Here is a 6,157-nt window from a genome sequence, read left to right on the forward strand (position 1 = left end):
SGCCGGGCCCCCGGCCGCCGGGCCCCCGGCCGCCGGCCGCCGGGCCGTTCACGCCGGGGGCCGGGGGGCGAGCCGGTCGCGCGGGTTGACGATCGAGCAGCGGGCCATGGACAGACACCCGCAGCCGATGCAGGCGACGAACTGGTCGCGCATCTCCTGGAGGGTGGCCAGCCGCTCCTCGATCGCCTCCTGCCACAGTCCCGTCAACTGCCGCCACTCGGCCCGGTTGGGCGCGCGGTCGGCGGGGAGCTCGGCCATCGCCTCCCGCACGTCGGCCAGCGGGATGCCGACGTGGGACGCCATCCGGATCAGTGCGATGCGCCGCAGCATGTGGCGCGGGTAGCGGCGCTGGTTGCCTGAGGTGCGCTGCGGGGTGAGCAAGCCGAGCTCCTCGTAGTGGTGCAGCGCGGCGACGGTGGCGCCACTGCGGTGTGCGGCTTCCCCCACGGTGAGCAGCTCGTTGGGGCGAGGTTCGGGCATCGGGTGGGGCGTCGGGCCACGCCCAGGGACCGGCTTCCGCTCCTGTGTCGGCATGGTGGGACGATACGCCATTGACCTCAGGTCAACCTGAGGTCCTATGTTCGCCGCATGCCTGTCGAGACCGACCAGTCGTCCTCGAAAACCGGTGCCGACCAGGGGCGTTGGCGCGAGATCCTCGGCCGCCGGCACCGCCGGGTGGTGGCGGTTCTCGCGGGCGGCGTCGGCCTGTACGCCACCAACGTGTTCCTGACGACGAGCCTTCTGCCCGCAGCCGTCGAGGAGATCGGCGGCGACCGCTTCTACGCGTGGGTCACCACCGTCTTCCTGCTGGCGTCGGTGATCTCCTCCACGCTGGTGAGCGCCGTACTGCCGCGGCTCGGCGCCCGCAACGCGTACTACGCCGCGCTCGGACTGTTCGCTCTCGGAACCGCGGCGGGGGCCGCGGCGCCCGGTATGGAGGTCCTGCTCGCGGGCCGCTTCGTGCAGGGCCTCGGCGGCGGACTGCTGTGCGGGCTGGGGTACGCGCTGATCAGGTCGGTGCTGCCGGAGCGGCTGTGGGCCCTGGGCACCGCGCTGGTGTCCGGCATGTGGGGAGTGGGCACGTTCCTGGGCCCGGCGGCAGGAGGCGCCTTCGCCCAGGCCGACATGTGGCGCGGCGCGCTGGTGGCGCTCCTGGTGGCGACGCTCCTGCTGACGGTTCTGGTGCCGCTGGCCGTCGACGGCACGCGCGCCGGCGACGTACCTCCCGCCGCCTCCCCCCTGACGATCGCACTGCTGACCTGTTCCGTCCTGCTCGTCAGCCTCGGCAACCTGGTCGGCTCGACCCCCGTGCTGGTCGCCTTGCTGGTGGCCGCCGCGCTCGGTCTCACCCTCGCCTTCGCCTGGGACAGACGCCGTGGCGGGCAGGTCCTGCCCCGCTCGGCCTTCTCCCGCTCCTCACCGCTTCCCTGGTGCTACGCGACGATCGCCCTGCTGTCCGTCGCCTCGCAGATGGAGGCGTTCATCCCCCTGTTCGGCCAGCGGCTGGCGGGTCTCGCACCCCTGCTGGCGGGCTTCGCCGGCGCCGCCATCGCGCTGGGCTGGACCCTGGGAGAAATCCCGAGCGCGGGAGCGACCAGGCCGCGCACCAAGAGCCTGGTGACGTCCGGCGCCCCGCTGCTGGTGACGGCCGGCTACCTGACCGCGGGACTGCTCGTCGTCGAGGCGATGGGGAGCCTGGCGACACTCGTATGGGTGGTGGCACTGCTGGTGGGCGGAGCGGGCATCGGCATCGCCTGGCCGCATGTGACGACACGCGTCATGGGCGGAGTCACCGCCGAGCACGAGGGCGAGACGGCTGCCGCTGCCATCAACACCGTCCAACTCGTCTCGAACGCGGTCGGATCGGCCGTCGTCGGCGTCCTCGTCCATCTCGGCGGGCCCGCCCCCCAGGGCCAGGCCCGCGTCGCGCTGTGCGGGATCGCGCTGACCGGCCTGCTGGGTGCGTGGTGCGCCTGGCGGGCCACGGCGGCGTGGCGGAACAGCGCCGGGCCGCGGCCCTCCCCGGAGGCCGGGCAGCCGGTGTCCTCTTCCGAGGCCGGGCAGCCGGTGTCCTCTCCCGAGACCGGCCGGCCGGTGCCGTGCGCCACCGACGGCGCGGACGGCACCCCGTAGGGCCCGGCGGCGGGCACCGGGGCCGCCGCATGGTCGGCTCCGCGTCCGAGCAGCTCTCTTCAGATATGGCGACCCGCACTCGGTTGTCCCGGGTCTGCCCTGGTCTGCACGTGACCAGGCGGTGTTCCGGGTGGTCACAGGAGCCGGAGGATTCACGGGAGCCGCAGGTATCACGGGAGCCGTGTGGGCCGCATGATTCACGGGAGCCGCGTGGACCGGGGCTGCTTCACCGCTCCGGTGACTCCGGGCTACTTCGAGCGCTGAACGCTCCGGCGCGCGCCGCGAGCACCGCGGTGCGGGCCGCCTCGCCGGGAAGCGCCGGGTCCGGGGCGCCGTGCAGCAGGACCAGGTGGTGGTAGAGAGGGGCGGTCGCGGCCACCAGCAGGCTCCGGGCTTCCACGGGAGGCGCGAGTTCACCTCGTGCGACGGCGCGGTCCACCACGTCGGCGCACCGCTCGTAGCGGTCCTCCCAGAACCGGCGGAGCGCGTCCGCCGCCCCCGCGGAGCGGAAGGAGGAGGCGATCAGCGCCATGGCCAGGGAAGACTCCTCGCTCAGCGCGTCCTGCACCTCCTCGTTCAGCGACCGCAGGTCCCCTTCGAGGCAGCCGGTGTCCGGCGCGGTCCAGTTGTCCGCGCCGGCCGCGTCCAGAACGTCGGCGAGCAGGCCGCCGACATCGCGCCAACGCCGGTAGACCGTCGCACGGTGTACCCCGGAGCGGGCCGCCACGGCGTCCACGGACAGCCCGTCGAACCCGTGCTCCACCAGGAGCGGGCCGACGGCCGCGCGTACCTGGTCGCGCACGCGTGCCGTCCGCCCCCCGGGTCGCCGTGCCGCGGGAGGCGGGGGCTCCCCCGCCTCGCTGCTGCCTTCCGCTTCCCTCTTCGTCACCGCCACAGCGTCTCCGATCTCCTCGCGTTCGTCTCGCGTTCGTCTCGCGCCGGTCCGCGTTCCGCTCCTGTCCGCCCCTGTCCGCTCCTGCCCGGGCGTCCTGGTCCGTCCCTCCCCCCGACCTCGCCCGCCCTCTTCGGGTTCATTCCGCCCCGTCCGTCGTCGGATTGCACTTGCGGGCGGGGTGGCATCGTGTCACCATCTTAACGCGACAGGTGTCGCGGTAAAAGCCGTGGCGGGTGCTGCCCGCACGGCCGACGACGTGGAGTGAGGAACTGCCGATGCTCATCCCCAGCGTGTCCCCGGTCCTGCGGCCCGCCGTGGCCGCTTCCCCCTCGATCGCTGTGGAGAGCACGGATGCCTACCCAGATCTCGGCCTCGGCCGTGACGAAGTCGTATGCGGGCCGGACGGTTTTGGACGGAGTGAGCTGCGCGCTCTCGGCGGGTGAGCGTGCCGGGATCGTCGGCGAGAACGGCTCTGGCAAGACGACACTTCTCCGCCTGTTCACCGGGCAGGAGAAACCCGATCAGGGAGAGATCATCGTCCACGCCGAGGGCGGCGTCGGACATCTCGCCCAGGAAGAGCGGCTCCCGCTCGCGTCGACCGTTCAGCAGGTCATCGACGGCGCGCTGAGTGAGCTGCGCGCCATGGAGCAGCGCCTGCGCACCCTTGAGGGGGCGATCTCGGAGACCGACGCGGCGGGGAGGCCGTCCCCGAGCTCGCAGAAGGCGCAGCGGGAGTACGGCGAGCTGCTGACAACTTTCGAGCTCCGCGGCGGCTATGAGGCGGAGGCCCGCGTCGAACGCGCCCTGCACGGGCTGGGCCTGGGAGTGCTGCCCCGCGAGCGGACCGTGGAGGGCCTCTCCGGAGGCGAACGCGTGCGGCTGAGGCTGGCCGCGCTGCTGGCGGCGAGCCCCGAGGTGCTCCTGCTGGACGAGCCGACCAACCACCTCGACGATGCCGCGCTGCGCTGGCTCGAGGAACATCTGCGCACCCGTCGCGGCACGACGGTGGCCGTCTCCCACGACCGCACTTTCCTCGAGCGCGTCTCCACGACGCTGTGGGAAGTGGACGCCGACCGCCGGCAGGTGGTCCGCTACGGCAACGGCTACGCGGGCTATCTCGCGGAGAAGGCAGCCGCTCGCCGTCGCTGGGCTGAGGCCCATGCGCGCTGGCGTGCCGAGGCGGAGCGGCTCAGGGAGACCGCGGCGACCACGGCCCGCAGAGTCGCCCCCGGCCGGGCCATGAAGGACGGCAACAAGATGGCGTACGACCGCGCGGCGGGCCGTGTCCAGCAGTCCGTCGCCGGCCGCGTGCGCAACGCCGAGGAACGACTGCGCCGCCTGCTGGCCGATCCTGTCCCGCCCCCGCCGGTGCCGTTGCGGTTCACCGCGGCGCTGAGCGGTTCGGGACCCAGCAGCTCGGGCCCCAGCGGCTCGGGCCCCAGCGGCTCGGGAACCGGCAGCTCGGGCCCCAGCAGCTCGGGTCTGCGCGGCACGGTGCTGGACGCCGAGAACCTCAGCGTGCGCGGCAGGCTGGCCCGTACGGACCTGACGGTCGCGGCGGGTGAGCGCCTGCTGGTGACGGGGCCGAACGGCGCGGGGAAGAGCACCCTGCTCGACGTGCTGGCAGGTCGTGCGGAGCCCGACACCGGCCGGATCTCGCGGCGCGGCCGTATCGGCTACCTCCCCCAGGAGCCCGAGATCGCGGCTGCCACCGGAGCGTCGCTCCTCCACGCCTACGCGGAGGGCAGGCCAGGACCGATCGAGGAGCACGCGGAACGGCTGCTGTCGCTGGGGCTGTTCGCCGCTGAGCGGCTCGAGGTTCCGGTGGCGCGGCTCTCCACCGGCCAGCGGCAACGCCTGGCGCTGGCCCGGCTGGTGACCGAACCGGCCGATGTCCTGCTGCTCGACGAGCCGACCAACCACCTTTCCCCCGCTCTGGTGGAGGAGCTGGAGGAGGCCTTGGACGCCTACGACGGTGCGCTGGTCGTCGTGAGCCACGATCGCAGGTTGCGGCAGCGCTGGCGGGGCGCTCACCTCGCGCTGGAAGGAAAAGCACCGCGTCCGCTGGGAGCGGCCGAGGACAGGAGCTATTCGTGACACACGCCCAATCGACCTCCGCGATGACGTCCTTCTCTTCCGTCCCGCCGCCGGCCGGCACGTCGGCGCGGGTGAGGACGGTGGCCACCTTCGGTGCCGAGGCAGGCCCCTACGACGTCGTCACCGGACCGGACGGCGCCCTGTGGGCGACGCTGGTCCACGCCGGTGCGGTTGCCCGCCTCACCCCGGACGGCGAGGTGACCACCCACCCGTTGGACGCGCCCGACTGCGGGCCTACGGTCATCACACCGGGGCCTGACGGCGCCCTGTGGTTCACCCGCTACCGGGACCACCGCATCGGCCGGATCTCCGTGGACGGCCGAACGGAGTCCTTCGCCCTGCCGACGCCCGAGTGCGGCCCGTACGGCATCGCGGCGGGGGCGGACGGTGCTCTCTGGTTCACCGAGACCAGCGCCCACCGCATCGGTCGCATCACGACGGACGGTGAGGTGACCGAGTTCCCGCTGCCGTGCGAGGGCTTTCCCTCGGCGTTGGTGGCCGGTCCCGACGACGCGCTGTGGTTCCCGCTGAACCAGGCGGACGCGATCGGCCGGATCGACCTCGACGGCACGGTGACCGTCCACCCGGTCCTCACCGAGGGCGCCGCTCCCGTGGGCATCACCAGTGGCCCTGGCAAGGAAGACGGCTCGGGAGAGCTGTGGTTCGTGGAGATCGGGGCGGGTCAGCTGGGTCGCATCACCACGGACGGCCGGGTGGACGAGTATCCGCTGCCGGACCGTACCTGCCGCCCTCACGCGGTAGCGAGGACCCCGGACGGCACCTGTTGGGTCACCGAGTGGGCGGCGGGAAGGATCGCGGCTCGCACACCGGACGGCCGGATCACCGAACATCCCCTGCCGGCTCCGAGCTCGGAGCCGCACGGTCTGACGGTCGGCCCTGACGGGGATCTCTACGTCGCGCTGGAGAGCGGGGAGGTGGTATGCCTCGGCATCACCCTGCCGTGACGGCGACGCCGCCTGCCGGTGCCCCAACCGACCTCTTGCCGACCCGACTCGGCCCCCCGCCCCGGGC

At 73.2% G+C, this 6,157-nt stretch carries 5 protein-coding genes; 3 read left to right on the top strand and 2 right to left on the bottom strand.

Going from position 1 to position 6,157, the window contains the following annotated elements:
• Positions 1–48 precede the first annotated feature (48 nt).
• A complete protein-coding gene (soxR, locus tag AB8Z75_RS29240; protein ID WP_369207203.1) occupies positions 49–480 on the bottom strand; it encodes a redox-sensitive transcriptional activator SoxR in 432 nt (143 codons plus the stop codon).
• Positions 481–588: 108 nt separating this feature from the next.
• On the opposite strand from soxR, the gene AB8Z75_RS29245 reads away from it, so the two are divergent.
• On the top strand, positions 589–2,133 hold the full coding sequence (locus AB8Z75_RS29245) for an MFS transporter (RefSeq protein ID WP_369207205.1): 1,545 nt from the start codon (positions 589–591) through the stop codon (positions 2,131–2,133).
• 226 nt (positions 2,134–2,359) lie between these two features.
• Here the strand turns inward: AB8Z75_RS29245 and AB8Z75_RS29250 are convergent, their stop codons facing one another.
• A complete protein-coding gene (locus AB8Z75_RS29250) occupies positions 2,360–3,022 on the bottom strand; it encodes a TetR/AcrR family transcriptional regulator (protein WP_369207206.1) in 663 nt (220 codons plus the stop codon).
• Positions 3,023–3,379: 357 nt separating this feature from the next.
• Here AB8Z75_RS29250 and AB8Z75_RS29255 point away from each other — a divergent pair, with 357 nt between their 5' ends.
• Positions 3,380–5,125, top strand: a complete 1,746-nt coding sequence (locus AB8Z75_RS29255; RefSeq protein ID WP_369207208.1) for an ABC-F family ATP-binding cassette domain-containing protein — start codon at positions 3,380–3,382, stop codon at positions 5,123–5,125.
• Positions 5,122–6,090: a virginiamycin B lyase gene (locus tag AB8Z75_RS29260; protein WP_369207210.1), complete on the top strand. Its 969-nt coding sequence runs from the start codon at positions 5,122–5,124 to the stop codon at positions 6,088–6,090. The genes AB8Z75_RS29255 and AB8Z75_RS29260 overlap by 4 nt, the downstream gene beginning before the upstream one ends.
• Positions 6,091–6,157 lie beyond the last annotated feature (67 nt).

The organism is Streptomyces sp. PU-14G (assembly GCF_041028275.1).
Lineage (GTDB): Bacteria > Actinomycetota > Actinomycetes > Streptomycetales > Streptomycetaceae > Streptomyces.